The 16,820-nt window shown below is 62.8% G+C and carries 14 protein-coding genes and 1 tRNA gene; 3 read left to right on the top strand and 12 right to left on the bottom strand.

Annotation, left to right across the window (positions count from 1 at the left end; genetic code table 11):
- Nucleotides 1-8 precede the first annotated feature (8 nt).
- The 4 genes from AC0ZT5_RS28935 to AC0ZT5_RS28950 form a co-directional block, all read right to left on the bottom strand.
- Nucleotides 9-251, bottom strand: coding sequence for a Trm112 family protein (locus AC0ZT5_RS28935; protein ID WP_477224748.1), 243 nt, complete (start codon nt 249-251; stop codon nt 9-11).
- Between the two features lie 115 nt (nt 252-366).
- The gene (locus AC0ZT5_RS28940; protein WP_095083949.1) at nt 367-1,038 is read right to left on the bottom strand and encodes an LON peptidase substrate-binding domain-containing protein; all 672 of its coding nucleotides are present in this window, start codon (nt 1,036-1,038) and stop codon (nt 367-369) included.
- A gap of 105 nt (nt 1,039-1,143) precedes the next feature.
- The gene (trxA, locus tag AC0ZT5_RS28945; protein ID WP_488499210.1) at nt 1,144-2,145 is read right to left on the bottom strand and encodes a thioredoxin; all 1,002 of its coding nucleotides are present in this window, start codon (nt 2,143-2,145) and stop codon (nt 1,144-1,146) included.
- Between the two features lie 77 nt (nt 2,146-2,222).
- Complete coding sequence (locus AC0ZT5_RS28950) at nt 2,223-2,720, bottom strand: prolyl-tRNA synthetase associated domain-containing protein (RefSeq protein WP_488499211.1); 498 nt, start codon at nt 2,718-2,720, stop codon at nt 2,223-2,225.
- 184 nt (nt 2,721-2,904) lie between these two features.
- Between AC0ZT5_RS28950 and AC0ZT5_RS28955 the strand changes: the two genes are divergently transcribed.
- A tRNA-Gly gene (locus AC0ZT5_RS28955) sits at nt 2,905-2,979 on the top strand.
- Nucleotides 2,980-3,073: 94 nt separating this feature from the next.
- Here the strand turns inward: AC0ZT5_RS28955 and AC0ZT5_RS28960 are convergent.
- A complete protein-coding gene (locus AC0ZT5_RS28960; RefSeq protein WP_488499212.1) occupies nt 3,074-3,754 on the bottom strand; it encodes a peroxiredoxin-like family protein in 681 nt (226 codons plus the stop codon).
- A gap of 17 nt (nt 3,755-3,771) precedes the next feature.
- A complete protein-coding gene (locus AC0ZT5_RS28965) occupies nt 3,772-7,071 on the bottom strand; it encodes an adenylate/guanylate cyclase domain-containing protein (protein ID WP_488499286.1) in 3,300 nt (1,099 codons plus the stop codon).
- Between the two features lie 303 nt (nt 7,072-7,374).
- Here AC0ZT5_RS28965 and AC0ZT5_RS28970 point away from each other — a divergent pair, with 303 nt between their 5' ends.
- Complete coding sequence (locus tag AC0ZT5_RS28970) at nt 7,375-9,144, top strand: adenylate/guanylate cyclase domain-containing protein (protein WP_488499213.1); 1,770 nt, start codon at nt 7,375-7,377, stop codon at nt 9,142-9,144.
- Between the two features lie 14 nt (nt 9,145-9,158).
- Here the strand turns inward: AC0ZT5_RS28970 and AC0ZT5_RS28975 are convergent, their stop codons facing one another.
- The 3 genes from AC0ZT5_RS28975 to AC0ZT5_RS28985 form a co-directional block, all read right to left on the bottom strand.
- A complete protein-coding gene (locus AC0ZT5_RS28975; RefSeq protein WP_488499214.1) occupies nt 9,159-10,544 on the bottom strand; it encodes a hypothetical protein in 1,386 nt (461 codons plus the stop codon).
- Between the two features lie 119 nt (nt 10,545-10,663).
- Entirely contained in the window at nt 10,664-11,182 is a 519-nt protein-coding gene (locus AC0ZT5_RS28980; RefSeq protein WP_488499215.1) for a GNAT family N-acetyltransferase, read from the bottom strand.
- Between the two features lie 74 nt (nt 11,183-11,256).
- Complete coding sequence (locus AC0ZT5_RS28985) at nt 11,257-12,081, bottom strand: hypothetical protein (protein ID WP_488499216.1); 825 nt, start codon at nt 12,079-12,081, stop codon at nt 11,257-11,259.
- A gap of 205 nt (nt 12,082-12,286) precedes the next feature.
- On the opposite strand from AC0ZT5_RS28985, the gene AC0ZT5_RS28990 reads away from it, so the two are divergent.
- A complete protein-coding gene (locus tag AC0ZT5_RS28990) occupies nt 12,287-13,702 on the top strand; it encodes a DUF5939 domain-containing protein (RefSeq protein WP_488499217.1) in 1,416 nt (471 codons plus the stop codon).
- Nucleotides 13,703-13,951: 249 nt separating this feature from the next.
- Here the strand turns inward: AC0ZT5_RS28990 and AC0ZT5_RS28995 are convergent, their stop codons facing one another.
- The 3 genes from AC0ZT5_RS28995 to AC0ZT5_RS29005 all read right to left on the bottom strand — a co-directional run bounded on the left by AC0ZT5_RS28995 (nt 13,952) and on the right by AC0ZT5_RS29005 (nt 16,819).
- Nucleotides 13,952-14,431, bottom strand: coding sequence for a class I SAM-dependent methyltransferase (locus AC0ZT5_RS28995; protein ID WP_184872685.1), 480 nt, complete (start codon nt 14,429-14,431; stop codon nt 13,952-13,954).
- Nucleotides 14,432-14,642: 211 nt separating this feature from the next.
- Nucleotides 14,643-15,824, bottom strand: a complete 1,182-nt coding sequence (locus tag AC0ZT5_RS29000; protein WP_488499218.1) for an ABC transporter permease — start codon at nt 15,822-15,824, stop codon at nt 14,643-14,645.
- Nucleotides 15,821-16,819 carry an ABC transporter permease gene (locus tag AC0ZT5_RS29005; RefSeq protein ID WP_477284277.1) on the bottom strand — a complete coding sequence of 333 codons (999 nt, stop codon included), beginning with the start codon at nt 16,817-16,819 and terminating at the stop codon, nt 15,821-15,823. The genes AC0ZT5_RS29000 and AC0ZT5_RS29005 overlap by 4 nt, the downstream gene beginning before the upstream one ends.
- Between the last annotated feature and the right edge of the window lies 1 nt (nt 16,820).

Raw genomic sequence — 16,820 nt, forward strand, 5'->3', positions numbered from 1 at the left:
GCCACCTATCAAGACGGCCCACTCAAGCGTGGCGGCGACAACACATCCTCCACGGAGAGCGTCCGCGCTTCCGAAGGCAGCATGATCGGGATGCCGTCGCGCACCGGATAGGCGAGCTTGGCGACCCGGGAGATCAGTTCGCCACGCTCCGGATCCCAGGTCAGCGGCCCCTTGGTCAGCGGGCAAGCCAGCAGCTCCAGCAGCTTGGGGTCGACACTGACCTTCTTCCCGTCGCGTCCGTCCGCTGCCATCGTGTCCTCTTCTCAAGTGTCGGATCCGTGTCGGACCCAAGATCTGTCGAGAGCAAGGTCGGGCCGCCAGCGCAGGAAATTTGCTGTTTGCAGGCCGGCTAGATATCGACGCATCTCATTGCAGGCTCGAACCAAAATCCTCATTCTCGCGCGCCAGCGCCATTTCGGTGATGGCGATCAGCGTTTCGGCCCGTGTCTTCAGATCCGCCGCCTCGAGCAGCGCCTGTTTCTCGGCCGGCCCATAGGGCGCCATCATCGACAGCGCGTTGACCAGCATGGCGTTTTCGGCCCGGCTGACGCTCTCCCAGTCGGCTTCGAGGTCATTGGCCTGCAGATAGGCGCGAAACGCCTTGAGCAGCGATGGCCGGTCGATCTCGTTCGCCGCCTGGTCCTCGTCGAGATCGGCCAGGAAGGGCGCCAGCTTGCACTGGCGAAACGGCGTCTTGACCGTCAGCTCGTGGGCGATGCGGAACCGGCAAACGCCCTGCAGCGAAATCAGATAGCGGCCGTCGCCGGTTTCAGAAAAGGCGATGATGCGCCCGGCGCAGCCGACATTGCAGAGCTCCGGCTCGCCATCGTCGCGCAAGGCGCCGTCGAGGCTGGGCTGGATGATGCCGATGAGCCGCGAGCCGGCGATGGCCTCGTCCACCATCTGCAGGTAGCGCGGCTCGAAGACGTTGAGCGGCATGCGGCCTCCCGGCAGCAAAAGCGCACCCTCGAGCGGAAAGATCGGGATCGTCGACGGCAAATTCTTGGCGAGCCGATAATGCGCGTTTCCCGCTTGCACCTCATTCCTCCGATCGCTTCCCACCGAAGCGCAGTCCTCGACTGGTAATCTGGCGCGATGGCCGCCGGCCGCAAGCCTGCGCGACCAAAACAATCGGTAACCGGCTCAAGAAAACAGCAGCGACGACAATTTGCGGCGCGCCGCAAGCGTCGCCTCGTCGGTCATGCCCCAGGCCTCGAACAGTTGCAGCAATTGCGTCTTGGCGCCGTCCTCGTTCCAGGCGCGGTCGGCCTTGATGATGGCCAGCAGATTGTCGGCCGCCGCCGTGCGATCGCCATTGGCGTTCTGGATCATGGCCAGATCGAAACGCGCCTGATGATCCCCGGGGTTCTCGGCCAGGCGCCGTTCGAACTCGGCCGGGTTGCCAAGCGCTGCCGCTTGCGCCGCCAGGGCCATCTTGGCGCGCAGGGCGGCCAGCGGTGGCGCATCCTTCTTGGCCTCGGGCGCCGTTGCCAGCAAGGACTCGGCGCCCTCGATGTCACCAGCCTCGAACAACAGGTCGCCCAGCCCGCCAATCGCCTCGACCGTCTCCGGCGCCTGCGCCAGGATGGCGTCGTAGATGTCGGCCGCGGTCTGCATGTCGCCGGCCTCACGCGCCTCGGCTGCGGCGGCCAGGGCCTCGGCCACCGGCGGCGCACCATTGCCCTTGCCGCCGACCTTGGTGATGAATTCGGCGATCTGGCTCTCCGGGATCGCGCCCATGAAGCCGTCGACCGGCTGGCCGTCCTTGAAGGCGATGACCGCGGGGATCGACTGGATGCCGAGCTGGCCGGCGATCGAGGGATGGTCGTCGATGTTCATCTTGACCAGCTTGACCCTGCCGCCGGCGGCCTTGACGGCCTTCTCCAGTTGCGGCGTCAGCTGCTTGCACGGCCCGCACCAGGGTGCCCAGAAATCGACCAGAACCGGTTGACGGCGCGATTCCTGGATGACGTCGGCGGCAAAGGCGGCGGTCGTCGTGTCCTTGATCACATCGGTGGCCCCTGGGGCGGGGGCCGGCGGCGCCTCGCCAAGCGCGGCCTTCGCGCGCGGAGCCTCGGTTCCACCATATTGCACGGTGGTGGAGTATTGGCCACCATGGCTGCCAAACGGATTGTTGTCGCTCATCTCTTTACCCTTCCGTGGCGCGGCCGCCGGCGGCCAGGCGCTTTCAGACAATCTGACTTAGGCCATCCATGTGGCGATCACGCGGAGACTTTCAAGATAGCAGCATCGTGGCCGGTTGCCTCGACGAATCTGATCAGGTCCGCCGCCGCGACCGACGTCGTTGCCTCATTGGTCAGCGGATGCGCGTTGATCACCGCATGGTCCATCAGCGCCTTGTCGAGAACCACCTTGACCCGGCCCGCGACGTCGTTGATCAGGCCGAAGACCGTGACCGCGCCCGGCGTCACGCCGAGCAGCTCCATCAGCATCTCCGGCTTGCCGAAGGACACGCGGCTGGCAGCGCCGATCAGCTGGTGGATCTGCTTCAGGTCGACGACCGCGTCCTCGCCGACAGTGACCAGGAAGAAATTGTCCTTCTTGTCCTTCAGGAACAGGTTTTTGGTGTGGCCACCGGCGATTTCGCCGCGCAGCGCCTGCGAATCGGCAACCGTGAACAGCGGCGGATGGCGCCGCGTCGAGGCTGCGATCCCGAGTTCGGCAAGAAATTCCATCAGCTCAGCTTCGGTCTTCGGCATCGGTTTTGTCTTCGTCCCGTTTCCTGCCAAGCCGTTTACGGCCAATGGGGCAGCCGACACAAGACCGTCATGCGACATCGCGGCGAGCGCGCCCGCCGCATAGCAAAATGCCTGACATTTCCCTGTTGCAATCGCCGCGCTCTTCAGCCATATAGGCCCGGCTTGCGGCCAAGACGCCGTGTGAGCGGGTGTAGCTCAGGGGTAGAGCACAACCTTGCCAAGGTTGGGGTCGAGCGTTCGAATCGCTTCACCCGCTCCAGTTTCCTTCCAGGGGAATCAAGCGACTAAGAGGCGCCCTTCGGGGCGCCTTTTGCTTACATGGCCTTGCGAACCAGCGCTGTGGCGGCGCAAGTCTATTGGGCGACCTGGGACACGGCAGACATCAGCTCCTGCGGGCTTGGTGCCCCAAACATGTATCGCCCACCCTCTGGAACCTCCGTGAAGCTCCAGCGGACGATCCCCTGCCGGTCCAGCAGGAACTGACCGACCAGTTGTCCGTGTCCCGTTGCCAACATCTGCTCGTCGGCTTCGGTCAGCTCGTAATGGTCCTTCTTGTCGAGGATTTCGGCGGCCGCAATAGGATCCATAGGACCGGGCAACTCGCCTGGCATGTCGACCCGCATATTCATTGCCGCTGCCATCGAGACCTTGTATGGCCAGTTCGTCTCGTTTTGGGTGAATTCGAGATTGGGCAGTCCAAAAGCACGATGTGAAGCGCGTTCAGGGTCGGAGGCCGCAAGCAGATTCGGCATCGGGTGGTAGCGGAAATAGAGACGCGCCCGTTCGATCGGCGTGTTGACTACCGTCAGGCTCTCCACGCCCTTTTCGCGCAGCTCCGGATCAAGCCGCGCCTGGGCGGCGATATGGCGCCTGCAAAACGCACAATGCAGACCTCGAAACAGGCCGACCAGCACCGGTTTTTGCCCACGAAAGTCGTCAAGCGCGATCTTGCCTTCCTGGGTAATGGCGTCGAGTACCAAGTTCGGCGCGCGGTCACCCGGTTGAAGCGGTACCAAGTCACTAGGCGCGGACATTTCAACCTCCCACCCGGCTAGTCGAGAAAAGGCAGCACCACAAGCGCTTCCGGGTCGAGCCCGTGCTGGGCGCATATACCCTGCGCCAGGGAAAAGTAGCGTTCGGCCTCGGCCAGATTGTCGAGGTCGAGATTAAGCGTTGCAAGACCATCATAACACGGAAACAGCAGTTGGGGTTCGCCCGTTTCGCGGGCTACGTCCAGTGCTTCGTGGAACAAGCCGACCGCCAGCTCCGGACGGCCGTTGCACTGGTGGATTTGCCCAAGGACGATCAACGGCACCGGCAGGTGCTCGCGCTGGTCGAGCGCTCGGTCGATCTCGATGGCCTTCTCGGCAGCCGGCACGCCCTCAGTTGGACAGCGATCCGTGAAAGTACAACAAGCGACCGCCAGATTGGCGAGAAGGCGCGCCTGGAAACCCAGATCACCAATATGGCGCGCCACTTCAAGACCGCGCCGACAGACCTCCATCGCCTTTGCCGGATCGATGGTGGTGTAAAGCACGCCGAGATTGGTGTAGCCACGGCAGGCCGCGCCCAGCAGACCGGCGGCTTCGGCCAGTTCAATGCTACGCTCGACCTGACCCACGGCTTCACGGTTTCGCCCAAGGCGAGCCAACGCGACCGCCTTGGTATTGAGGGCCTCGGCGGTCACAAGAGTGGCATCACGCCCGGCCTCGGAGGCATGCTCCGTTGTCAGAGTGCCCACGCAATCCAGCGCCGCGTCCGCCCATTTTGCCGCGAGAGCGTGATCGCCGCTACGGAACGCCTGTCGGCCACGCTCTTGCCACAGATGCGCCTGCTCGATCGGGGCATCCGCTCCATCGAGGAGCGCTGCCGCTTCGGCATAGCGGGATTCTGCATTGTCGCGCTTGCCGACGTCCCAGAGCAGCCGACCGATCTTACGCAAAACGCGCGCCGAAGCGACACGATCGGCTGACTCGCGGTATGCCTGCAACACCGTCTCGTAGTGGTGGTGCGCGATCTCGCGGCGGCCTGCCGGGCCGCTCAAATCGGCAATGCGCTCTGCAATCGCCAGTTTGAGCGGTATTTGCCCGATCGCGCCCAACGCAGTCAGTGCCCGCTCGTAGAAACGAAGGGCGTCGTCGTTGGCGTAGATCATGCGAGCGCGATCGCCCGCCGCTTGCAGGTATTGCGCGCCCTTCTCCCGCTCGGCGCTCTGTGCGAAATGATGACCGAGCACGGTCAAATCCTCGAGCCGTTCCGGTCTGGCGCCGCACAGTTGCTCCAAGGCGGCGCCGACCCGACCGTGGATGTCGGTCCGACGCTGCAGGAGCAGATTCTGGTAGGTCACGTCCTGCAGCAATGTTTGCGTAAAGCGGTAGCTTTGCGACGAAACCGAGCCTGATCCGGCAACTTCCTCGATGATTTCCGCATCGCAAAGCAGTTCGCAACCGGCTTCCAGCCGGCCGGGGTCGGCTGTCACGGTTTTCAGAAGTGTGGCATCGAAGCGCGGGCCGATCACCGCGGCTTCCTGGGCCAACCGGCGCACGTCCTGGGGCAGCCGGTCGACGCGAGCAAGCAACATTGCCTGGATGGTGGCGGGAATGCCGGTTGCGGCTTCGCCTGCCACAGTCCGCCATCGCTGGCCCTCGCGCACTAGGACACCGCGATCGATAAGGCCGCGAACGATCTCCTCTATAAAAAGGGGGTTGCCGCCCGCGCGCTCGAGGATCTGGTCAAGAAGCGTTCCTGCGGAGTTTACCCAGCTCTCGCCGAAAAGCGCCGCCAACAGGCTGCGTCCTTCATCATGGCTGAGCGGCGAAAGCCTGAGCGCTGTGTGACTGACCCGACTTGAGTCGAGCTGGCCGCTGTCCGGCCCCGGACGATGCGTGACCAGCAACATCAGCCGCGTGCGTTCCAACCTGTCCATCACGAAACGCAGTGCCTCGAGCGACACGGCGTCGGCCCAGTGCAGGTCTTCGACGACGATCAACAGCGGCGACAACGCAAGCCGCCGTTCGATGATTGTGCGGACTGCGTAGAGAATTTGCCGCCGCAACTGCTCGGGCTCGACATGCTGCAAGGTGGCATCGGGGTCGCCAAGGCCAAGCACATGGTAGAGCAAGGGCATCAGCCGCTTCGCCTCCTCGCCCTGCAGGCCGAGATCGGTCAGCAAGCCAGCGAGCTTGCCCCGCATTTCGTCCCCAGTGTCGTTCTGCATCATCCCGGCAGCGCTGCGCACCACTGCGCCCAAGGCGCCAAATGATCGTTCGCCCAGCGGTGAGCACGTGGCTTGCCGCACGGCGAGGTTGCGAAAACGATCCTCGTCGCCGACGCGGGCGACAAACTCCTTTACCAGCCGCGATTTTCCGATACCGGCTTCGCCAACGAGGCGGACAAGTTGGGCCGAGCCGCCGCACGCCTGGTCAAGGCTCGCCAGCATTCTGTGCAGCTCCGCATCACGCCCTATCATCGGTGCGCTGAGGCCGAGCGCCTCGAGCCCACGCGCCGCACGCGGCGCCGCAAGCGGTGCATCCAGCCGATGGACGAGCACGCTGCCAGCCTTGCCGCGAAGCACGACATCACCCAGCGGCTCGTAGGAGAAGGCATGCCGGGTCAACCTGTGAGTGAGCTCGCCCACCAGCACCTCACCTGGTGCTGCCAGCGATTGCAGGCGTTGCGCCGTATTCACGGTGTCGCCGGTCACCGAATAGGATTTGGCGGTGCCGATGCCCAATCCGCCAGTGACGACCGGGCCGGTGTTTATGCCGATGTGGAGCAACAGAGGCGAGCCGGAGTGGCGCGCGCTTTCACCGAGCCGCGCCGTCCGGGCGATCATGTCGAGAGCGGCGCGAAGCGCACGCTCCGGATCGTCCTCATGCGCGACTGGCGCACCGAAGAGAGCCAGCAGTGCATCGCCGATGAATTTGTCGACGAAACCGCCAAAGTTTCGCACGGCCGCCGTCAATTCCTTGAACAGTTCGTTTTGCAGCGCTTGCATCACCTCGGGGTCGAGCTGCTCGCTGAGTGTCGTGAAGCCGCAAAGGTCGGCAAACAGGACCGTCACCGTCCGGCGATCGGCGTCGGAGACGGGATGCAGCCCATCGTCGCTCTCGATGTTGGCAAGCAGCGACGGCGTTCGAGCAGGGGGCACGACGGTCCGGCTCTGTGTCGGAGCAGGCCGTTCGACGGCTTTTGCGGCCGCACCGACGCTTGCCCCGCATTTCGGACAGAACTCGAAATCAGGTGCGCAGGGGTAGCCGCAACTGGCGCATGGCACGGGCTGGCGCTTGCCACACCTCGGACAGAAAGCGTATCCGCTCTCAACCTCGAAACCGCAGCCCGAGCAGTCCATCGACAAGACCTCACCAATGCATGTCGCCCAAAAGTGAACCCGGTTTTGGGGCAACGACATGCATAAAAACAAAGACCTAAAGCGGCCGCGGCGGCGTGATTCCCCACGCACGTCACGGCCAGGGTACTCACAAGGATGAACCGTTAGGCGTCGACCAGCAAGCGGCAGCGCAAATCGGCATCGGGCGATCCGTGTGGATCCCGGGCGGAGCGCTGCCGATTCGGGCGGCTACATAGCCGTCGTTGCGAAAGTTCCCTCTTACCCTCCGTCTTCCTGCTATTGTGGGGACGAGGAGACGGACCGATGAGCGAGAATCGCAAGCTGGCCGCAATCCTGGCTGCAGATGTCGTCGGATACAGCCGGCTCGCCAGCGCGGACGAAGATCGTACCTTGGCGAGGTTGCGGGCCCTGCGCAGCGACCTGATCGATCCGATCATCGCCGTGCACAACGGGCGGGTGATCAAGCGCACCGGGGATGGGGCGCTGGTTGAGTTCCGCAGCGTGGTGGATGCCGTGCGCTGCGCCGTTGAGGTTCAAAATGGCATGGTGGAGCGCAATGCCGGCGTGCCGCAGGACCGCCGCATCGAGTTCAGGATCGGCATCCACCTAGGGGATGTGGTTGAGGAAAGCGACGGCGACCTGATGGGCGACGGCGTCAACATCGCCTCGCGTTTGGAGGGCGTCGCGGCGCCCGGCGCCATCTGCCTGTCCGAGGATGCCTATCGCCAGGTCAAGGCGAGGCTCGATCTCTCGGTCAGCGATCTGGGCAGCACGCAGCTCAAGAACATCGCCGAGCCCATCCGGGTCTATTCGCTGCAAGTCGGCAGCGCCGGGACCAGGGCGGCCGCTGCCTCGGAAACCGAGAACCGACCGGCGACGGCAGCGCCGCCGAAGCTGTCGATTGCCGTCCTGCCATTCGCCAATATGAGCGGTGACGCCGAACAGGACTACTTCGCCGACGGCATCTCCGAGGACATCATCACGGCGCTGTCCAAACTGTCGCAGCTCTTCGTCATCGCCCGCAATTCGTCGTTCACCTTCAAGGGCCAGAACGTCCAGGTGCAGGAGGTGGGCACGAAGCTCGGCGTGCGGCATGTGCTTGAAGGCAGCGTACGCAAGTCGGGGAACAGGGTGCGCATCACCGCGCAGCTTATCGATGCAACCTCGGGCGGCCATCTTTGGGCGGAGCGGTTCGATCGCGAGCTGACCGACATATTCGCCGTGCAGGACGACGTAACCCAGCAGATCGTCGGTGCGCTGGCGCTCAATCTGACTGAGGGTGACCGTCAGCGGCTGGCCCCCGAGCACCCGCGCAACGCGGAGGCGTATGACTGTTTCCTGCGGGGCCGGGAGCTGTGGCACCGGCTGACGAAGGAGACCAACGTCGCAGCCCGCGATGTCTTGCAACGTGCCATCGACCTGGACCCGAAGTTTGCCTCTGCCCACGCTTTCCTCGCCCTCACGCACGGACTCGATTACCTGAACAGGTGGAGTGCCTCGCCGCCGGAATCGATGGCGCAAGCGGAAGAGATCGCAACGCGAGCGGTAACGCTGGATGACAGTGATCCCTGGGCGCACTGGGCGCTGGCTATAGCCAAGCTGTACACACGACGGCACGATGGAGCCATCGACGAGGCCGAGCACGCGATCGCCCTCAATCCGAACTTCGCCGAGGGGCACGTCATCCTCGGCGAGGCGCTGTACTTTTCGGGCAGACCCGAGGAGGCCCTCGAGAGCTTCGCCCGGGGGAAGACCTTGAATCCGTACTTTCCCGATGTGCTTCTGCACTTCCAGGCTTTGGCCGCGTTTCAACTGGGAAGGTACGAAGAGGCCGTTGACCTCTTGCTGCAACGGCTGGCTCGCAACGCCGTCACCGATGTCTCGCGCGCTCTTTTGGCCGCCTGCTACGGCCATCTCGGCCGTTTCGCCGAGGCCCGCGCGGCATGGCAGGAGGTGCTTCGCCTCAATCCCGATTATTCGCTGGAATACCGTCGCAAGGTCTTGCCCTACAAGAACCCTGCCGATTTCGAACTCGTGGTGGACGGGCTCCGCAAGGCCGGTGTTGTGCAATGACAACTGCGGCGATATCAGGTCGCCCTGATCCCTGCCTGGCCGATCTTGCGCCATCGGGCGTTTTCGCGAACCAGTTTCAGGTCGTCGGTCGTCTCGGCAAAGGTCCGCAATCGGTATTGCCGGAGGAGGTCCGGGAAAAGCGCCCCTTCCGGCAGGCCGGCAAGCTGCTCGCGGACTGAGATCTTTTCATCGATGACCCGCATGCCCCAGGCATTTTCCCGAACCTGCAGCTCTACAGCCAGTTCGCGCTCCTCCAGCGCGTTTTGGTCTAGCGCTGCCAGCAGGATCGAGTGGAAAAGCGCTACATAGCCGATCTGCCTCAGGCCGCCCACGACCCGCACGCGCGGCAAGATGGCAAGGACGAGGAACATCAGGAACAGGTTCGGCAGCAGCACGCCGTCCAGCAGCGCCTGCCTGAGATGCGGCCGCTCGAACGGGATGGAGAGACCATGCGGCCTGTCAGGCTCGATCAACTGCCCGTTCTCGAGCACGAGCTTGCGCACGCGTTCCTCGCGGATGCCCCAGAAATAGGCCGTGCTATTGGGCAGGAATCTGCCAAATGGGCCCGATGCCGCCTCTTGCAAGGCACGTTCGAGACGCTGGCGCCTTGCCGGCTCGATGAGCAGCCTGGAAAGAAGGCTGCCGTCGTGTTCCAGATGCCGCGCCATGGCGGCCGCGGCGAGCCGATCATCGATGAAGACCGGCCGAGCCATGCCGGAACGATCCCAATCGTCGACCAGATCCTCGTTGAGAGCCGTCAGCGCATCGGCGGCGGTCCCAAACACCTTGTCGTGGCCGGCAAGCAGCGTGCCCAGCCAGCGGCTGGCATCCGTTTCATCGCCCACAGCTTCGAGCGCCCGCTTGTTGAGGGAGACGGGACCGGCCACGCAGGCGCTCTTGCGGCACAGTTTGTGGCGCCCCATGCCAAACAAATTGACCTTGTCGTCGCCGACATCGAGCCATCCCGGCCCCTCCCGGCCGTTCGTCTCCATGGTCATCGTCGTTCCCATGAAGCCGACGAAGGCCGACAGCCCGTTTTCGACCGCGCCGAGCCAGGCAAGCAGGAGGGCATCGAAGGTGATCCGGTCCATCAGCAGCAGGCAGTGCAGGCCGGACTGGATCACCGGTCTGCGCTCGAACTCTTCGAGGGTCTTGCCGATCTCTTCAGGCTGCATGATCGCACCAAGGCGCTGATGCAGGACGTCGCGCAGGATCGACCGGGCAGCGACCGCCGGGGCCGATGCAGGCGTCGCCACCGGCCGCCACAGATGGCGGGCGTACTCGGAAACCGGCGCATTCCAGCTCTGCTCGATATCACGCACGACTTCCGGGCAGAGCAGCGACAGCACAGCTAGAATTTCCGCCGGAGGCGCAGCGGTTGGGTCAGAGATGGCGGTCATTGGTCCCGTCTAGCCGCTCGCGGTGCAAACGCCAAGGGAGACCAGACTTGCTGGACCCGGCCGGCCCACACCTGGATCGTCAACTCGATCAAAACAGGTAAGTCTCCAAACAGCGGATCTCAAAACCGCAGTCGGGCCATGCTCAGCAGGTCGTGGTACTGCCCGTCGGTAAAACCCGCCTTCACATGCCGACCTTCGACCTCGAAGCCATGGCTTGTGTACAGACGGACGGCCGGTTCGTTGTCGGCATAGACGGTCAACTCGACCCGCTTCAGGGCGCGCCAGTTGTCGGCCACGTCAAGCAGCGCACCAAGTATGGCAGAGCCGATGCCCTTGCCGACAAAGCCATCGTCAAGGCCGATATTGATCTCGCCAATATGCGACCGGCGTGGCGACCCCTGCACGACCAGGCTGCCATGGCCGACGACCTTGCCGTCCAGCTCCGCGACGATCCAGGTGGTTTCCTGGCCGGCCTTGGCGATGCGCCGCTCGACCTGTTCCACCATCTCGAAGGGCATCCTGAGCGTGCCCCACCGGAAGCCCGGCATGTTGAAGATAGCGCAAAGCGCCTCCGCATCGCTTGGCCGGATGGCGCGGAGCTGCGGCTGGATTTTCTCGGAGGATGACGTGTTGGTCATGGCGTTCCCGGCGAAGGCAATAGGCCCGGCACGATGCACCGGACGTCACCTGAAAATCCAGCCGTCTCTGCAAGCTATGCTGCCGATTGCGTGCTGAAATAGCGGGAGGCGGCGGAGAGTTTGAAGACGCCGCTGATGCCGATCCAGCCGAAAAGGGCAAGCCAGCACAATGTCTTGGGCGCCGTCCAGTCGATCCGATGCACCGCAGCGTCGGTGATGACGAGGCCAAGAATGGCAAGCAGGCCAACCAGAAACTGCGCCAGGCCAAGCACCAGCAGTTCCTCGCGCGGTGCGCTTTTCCAGACCAGATATACGCCGCCAGCGCCGGCGAGGAAGATGGCGCTGTAGACCTGGGCGTGGAAGGGATCGACCGGCCATGGCCAGGTGCTGCTGACCATCAGGGGAAACAGCAACATGCCGACGCCATAGAGCCCAAGGATCGCCGTTTCCGCCAACATGTAGCCGCGCCATGCGGGGTTTAGGGTCACGCCTCTTGCTGAAGGACGGGCCCTGGCCTGCCACAGGAACAGCCCGGATACCGCAGCTGAGGCAAGATAGACCAGGAACCAGAGCCAGGCCGCTTTGCGCTCGAAATTAAAATAGCCGAGATTGATCAACGAAACCGCCGACACGATGACGGTGAAGATGAAGGCCATGACGAGCACCAGCCTGCCGGGCGACCAGCGATTCCAGAACAAGAGCGCCGCCATCACCGCCATTTCGGCGGTGTAGAAGCCGCCGAGGAAGCGGGCACTGAATGGCGTGACGGGCCAGGGCCAGCGCGGCTTGACCAGTGCCGGCGCGAAAAACAGGCCGGCGCCCACGATCAGGACGATGATAACCCCTGCGGAGAAAAGGCGCAGAGCCGCGGGAAATGGCGGGTTGTCGGATGTCGGCACGGGAGAAAGCCCCAAAAATGAATGCCCAATGTACCATCATAGTGCCGCTTGCGGCCGGTAAAAATCTGCTGAATAGAAATTGGACTGTCACCAGGCTTGTCTATTCGAATGGCCGTGCGGTCCGTTTCGCAGTAAAATGGCGACTCGGACCAAAGAGCGGTCCGGATCAACACGCCTCGGGGGCGCATATTCCGGAGCCTGCACGATGAACGAAGCTCAGGATCTATTCTCGCTTCTGCGGCAATCGACCGATGTCGATCCGCAGGCAATCGACGCGATCAAGCGAACCGTCGCGGAGGGCGAGGACCGCGAACTTTGCCGCATCAATGCGCCAGCCTTCGCCAGCAAGCATGGCCTCGACGAGGAACGCACCATAGGTGCCTTTCTCCACGCGGCGCGGGTGGGTATCTTCGACATTTCCTGGAATGTTCTGTGCCCCGGCTGTGGCGGCGTGCTCGACACCAACGCCACGCTGAAAACCCTGCAGAAGGACGAATACACCTGCGCGCTGTGCGCCGAGGGCTATTCGCCGACCCTCGACGAGATGGTCGAGGTGACATTCACCGTCAGTCCCCGCGTGCGCAGGATTGCCGCCCACAATCCACACGAACTGCCGTTGGTGGAATATTTCCGCCAGATCTACTGGGGGTCCGGCGTCGATCTGCCGGAAGAGGATTTCGCCAAAAAGATAGAGGCGTTCTCGTTGGAGGACATCGAGCTTGCACCGGGTGAAAAGGCGTTTCTGCTCATACAGCTTCCGTCCGAATTCATCATCGTCTTCGAGCCGGTCACCCATTCAGCGCAGTTCATCGACGGGAAGGGCGAACCAACAAAGGAACGCCGAAGCCTGTCCTTGGTCTTCGACCGCGACCATGTCCAGAGCCAGACGCTGGAGATGCAACCGGGCCCGATGCGCATTTCGCTGGAAAACAGGACCGACACCCGCGTGCTGCCGACGGTCTTCATCGCCGGACCGGCATTGCATGATTTGCTGGGCAAACGCCGGCCCTTCCTGACGGCCAAGCGCCTGCTCACCAACCAGACGTTCCGCAATCTCTATCGCGCGGACACGCTCGACATCGACCAGCGCCTGAAGATCACCAGCCTGACCTTCCTGTTCACCGACTTGCGCGGATCGACCGCGCTTTACGAGCGGGTGGGCGACCTCTCAGCCTTCGATCTCGTGCGCGAGCATTTCCAGGTTCTGCACGAGATCGTCGCGGCGGAGGCAGGCGCGGTGGTGAAGACGATCGGTGATGCGGTGATGGCGACCTTCGCGACGCCCGATCGGGCAATTGCCGCGGCCCTCAGGATGCGCGATGCCATGCGTGCGCTCAACGACAAGAGCGGGCGCGAGGATCTTCTGCTCAAGATCGGGGTCCATGCCGGCCCCTGCATCGCCGTGTCCATGAACGAGCGACAGGACTATTTCGGCCAGACCGTCAACATTGCTTCGCGGGTCCAGAACCTTGCCACCGCACAGGCGATCTTCGCCACTCGTGCGGTGGTCGACGACAATCTCACCGCCGATCTATTGCACAGGAAAGCGCTGACGCCCGTGCCCCACGAGGTCGCGCTGCGCGGCATTGAGCGGGAGATAGCAGTCTATACGATCCCCTGAACACTTGGAACAATTCCAGGAAAAGTGTGAAACGGTTTTCCCGGGAAAGGCGCGTGGCACGTTCCCTGGAGAATTGCGTTAAAACAACGAGATAGAGCGGTTCGGCGTTTCCGTGGAACGGTGAACCGCTCTACTGCATGTCGCCCGAAAGTGGCCCGGCTTTGGGGCAACGCCATGCATAACAACAAGACTTATAGCGTGTCGCCTGAATCCGTTTCAACGCGACGCGCTTTGGGTCGTCTCGGCCCCTCACACACGCCTATAGACAAATAGACGATCTGTGGGCACCGAAGGCGGCGGTGGGAGGCGTTGCAACTGCGGGTGATGGAGCGGTATGCCGCTGACCGCGAAGCCGCCGACGCGAAGCAGGCGCGCGATCAGATCGGGAAGCCAGCTAAGGGTCACCACATCGCGATCTTCGTGGCCGGTGCCGAGGTCGGCATTGACAAGAGCGGCGTCGATGCCGATGAACCTGGGCGCCGTCTCGCTTATCTCGCCGAGCACGAGGTTTTCAGCGTCGGGAATTGAGCTGTCGTGTGCGGCAAGTGCGCGGTCGAACGCCACGATCCGGCGTCCGGGCAGGCGCTCGCGCAGGTGGTGGAACGTCCGGCCATTGCCGAGGCCGAGTTCGAGCACGGGGCCCTCGATCTTCGCCACCTCGACACAGACTTGATCGAGAATGTCGCGCTGTGCGGTCATCCGACGGATGAAACTCTCGAGGCGACTCATATACGGTTGTATGTCCTGAACCAGCCCAAGAAATCGGCGACGCTCGCGACCAGGGCGGTTCGCGGCTGAAACCCGAGGGCACTTGTTAAACCTCGATCGAATTTCGCCGCGTATAGAGGCGAACGGCAAACATTGCAACAACCGGACAGGCCGCCGGCAAGGGTCATACCGGGGTGGAGCAGGCGGCATGGCGCGCGGCGGAATGGCGATCTCACTTGTAGGGGTCCGCGGCGTCCCGCAAGCCATCGCCGAGGAAGTTGAACGCCATGATGACGAGAACGACGGGGAGCATAGGCAAAAGCAGCCATGGATAGAACGCGATCACGTTGACGCTGCGCGCCTCGGTGAGCAGGATGCCCCAGCTGGTTATCGGCGCCCTCAAGCCAAGCCCAAGGAAGCTCAGTGCCGTCTCGCCCAGGATCATGCTGGGTATGGAGAGCGTCGCCGTCGCGATCAGATGCGACATGAAGCCGGGAATGAGGTGCCGCCCGATGATGCGGCTGCTGTTGGCGCCCATCAATTGCGCGGCCAGAACGTAATCCTCCTCGCGCAAGGCCAGAAGTTTTGAACGCACGGCCCGCGCCAGTCCGGTCCAGTCGAGCAGCCCGAGGATGACGGTGATGCCGAAATAGATCACCGCCGGACTCCAGGTTATCGGCATAATCGCCGCCAGAGCCAGCCATAGCGGAATGCTGGGGATCGATTGCAGAACTTCGATGATCCGTTGAACGATCAGGTCGAAGATACCGCCGTGATAGCCGGCCAGTCCGCCGATGACGATGCCGAGCAGGAAGCTGAAACTGATGCCGACGAGGCCGATCGTCAGCGAAATGCGTGCGCCATAGATGATGCGCGAGAGCACATCGCGCCCCAGCCTGTCGGTGCCGGCCAGGAAGAGCTGGCCGTTTTCGGCAGGGCAGACCAAATGCCTGTCACCTTCGATCAGGCCCCAGAACCGGTAAGTGTCGCCCCTGCAGAAGAAACGCAGCCGCTGAACATCATCCTGGTTCTCGATGTAGTTCCGCTTGAGCGTGTCCATATCCAGCGTCATCTGGCGGCCATAAACGAACGGCCCGACGAACTCGCCGTTGTGGAACAGGCGCACCCGCTGCGGCGGCGCATAGATGTAGTCCATGTTGCGCGTGTGCAGATTGTAGGGCGCCAGGAACTCGCAGATCAGTATCCCGGAATAAAGCACTGCCAGGAATATGCCGGATACAAGGGCAAGCCGGTGGTTTCGGAATTTCCACCACATCAACCGCAACTGCGACGCCTGGAAGACCTTCGACTGCTCCGGCGTCATCGCCTCGACCGACTGCAGGTCGAGGGGCGCGGTGGAAACGTAGTGTTGCAGTGGAGCACCCGGAGCGGGCAGCGGCGAATGCGTGTTCATTTGGTGCTACCGCCCTGCAAACGAATTCGTGGATCAAGCAGCGCCAGCGCCAGGTCGGAGATCAGCACTCCGATGACCGTCAGGAAGGCGAGGAACATCAGGAACGACCCTGCCAGATACATGTCCTGGCTTTGCAGCGCCTTGATCAGCATCGGCCCGGTCGTTTCCAAGGACAGGACGATCGCCGTGATTTCGGCACCGGAGATGATGGCCGGCAGGATAGAGCCGATGTCGGAAATGAAGAAATTGAGCGCCATGCGCAGCGGATATTTGACCAGCGCCTTGAAGGGATGAAGGCCTTTGGCGCGCGCGGTCACCACATACTGCTTGTGTAGCTCATCGAGCAGATTGGCGCGCAGCCGCCGGATCATGCTTGCCGTGCCCCCGGTGCCGATGATCAAGACCGGGATCCAGAGATGGGCGAGGATCGACTTCGCCTTGTCCCAACTCATCGGCTCACCGAGATATTGCTGGTCCATGAGATGGCCGATGGACGTACCGAACCAGATGTTGGCGAAATACATCAGGATCAGCGCCAGCATGAAGTTCGGAATGGCAAGGCCGAGAAGACCGAAGAAAGTCAGGCCGTAATCGCCCCAGCTGTATTGATGCGTGGCTGAGTACATGCCGATCGGAAAGGCGATGAGCCAGGTGAAGATGATCGTGACGAAGGAAACCAGCACGGTCAGCCACATTCGGTCCCCGACGACGTCGCGAACCGGCAGCTCATATTCGAAGGAATAGCCGAAATCGCCCTGCAGCATCCCGCCGACCCAGTAGAAGTAGCGAACAACCATCGGCTTGTCGAAACCATATTCCTTGCGCATCATCTCGATGCGGTCGGAATCCACCGCTTCGCCCTGAGCCCGAAGCTCGGCAACATAGCTGTCGAAATAGTCGCCTGGGGGAAGTTCGATGATCGTGAACACCAGCGCCGATATGATCAGCAGCGTTGGAACCATCACAGCGATACGCCAGACAAGATATCGAAGCACG

The organism is Mesorhizobium sp. CNPSo 4670, assembly GCF_057784235.1.